Here is a 1,025-nt window from a genome sequence, read left to right on the forward strand (position 1 = left end):
GCGGCGCGGGGGCGCACGCGCCCCCCCCGCGGGGTGGTGCGGTGCGGGCCCCCGCCCGCGGGGGGGGGGGGCGCCCCCCGCGGGGGGGGGGCCCGGGCCCCACCCCCAGGATCATTCGCAGCTCAACGAGGAGTACACGATGTCCACTGCCGTTGCCACCGAAGCCCCCGCCCGATCCGCGCCCACGGGCGACCCAGCCCTGATCGGCGTCCCCACCTTCATCGTCGGTGCGACCGCGCTCGGCCTGGTGCTGACCGGCTACGTACCGGCCGCCGCGGTCGGCGCGTCGATCGCGATCATCCTGCCCGCGACCGGCGTCGGCCAGCTGGTCGCCGCCGTGTGGGCCGCCGCGCTGGGCGAAAGCGCCGTCGCCGCCGTATTCGGCGTGTTCGCCGGATTCTGGCTCAGCTACGCGGCGCTGGTGCTCGGCCTGATCCACGGCTGGTTCGGCATCACCCCCGACGCCGCGGTCGCGACACAGGGCCTGTTCCTGATCGCCTGGCTGATCACGATCGTCCTGCTGACCCTGACCACACTGCGGCTGCCCGCCGCGTTCACGGTGCTGTTCGTACTGGTCGACATCGCGCTCGCACTGGTCCTGTACGGCACGGTGAGCGGCTCCACGGCGGCCACCACCGCGGGTGGGTACGCCGTGTTCGCGTTCACCGCGGTCGGCGTGTATCTGTTCGCCGGTGCGGTGTCCGCCGCGACAGGCGGCAAACCGCTGCCGCTTGGCCGCCCGGTACTGACCTGACCCGGACGCGAAATCCGCGTGAGTTCCGCGTTCAATCACGCGAGATCGCCTTCTGGACACGCGTGATCGCCGTCCGATCACGCGAAGGTGCCGATCGCCGCGCACGTGTCCACAAGGGACACTTCGTGTCGATACCTTTGTGCGCGGTTCCGCGTGGGGGTCGTGAGTGGCAAAGAGCGTTAGAACGATCATTTACAAAAACCACCCCCCCCCCGGGGGGGGGGGGGCCCCCGCGCCCCCCCCCCGGAATGTTAAAAAAAAAACGACCCCC

1 protein-coding gene is annotated in these 1,025 nt (G+C 71.3%); it reads left to right on the plus strand.

Going from position 1 to position 1,025, the window contains the following annotated elements:
• The first annotated feature begins 139 nt into the window (after positions 1-139).
• On the plus strand, positions 140-754 hold the full coding sequence (locus tag ACFWIW_RS13830; protein WP_378368751.1) for a GPR1/FUN34/YaaH family transporter: 615 nt from the start codon (positions 140-142) through the stop codon (positions 752-754).
• Positions 755-1,025 lie beyond the last annotated feature (271 nt).

The organism is Amycolatopsis sp. NPDC058340 (assembly GCF_042723975.1).
Taxonomy (GTDB): Bacteria; Actinomycetota; Actinomycetes; order Mycobacteriales; family Pseudonocardiaceae; genus Amycolatopsis.

Bases quoted from the DNA above. Each gene is read 5' to 3' on its own strand.
- ACFWIW_RS13830 (WP_378368751.1), top strand. From the start codon at position 140: ATGTCCACTGCCGTTGCCACCGAAGCCCCCGCCCGATCCGCGCCCACG.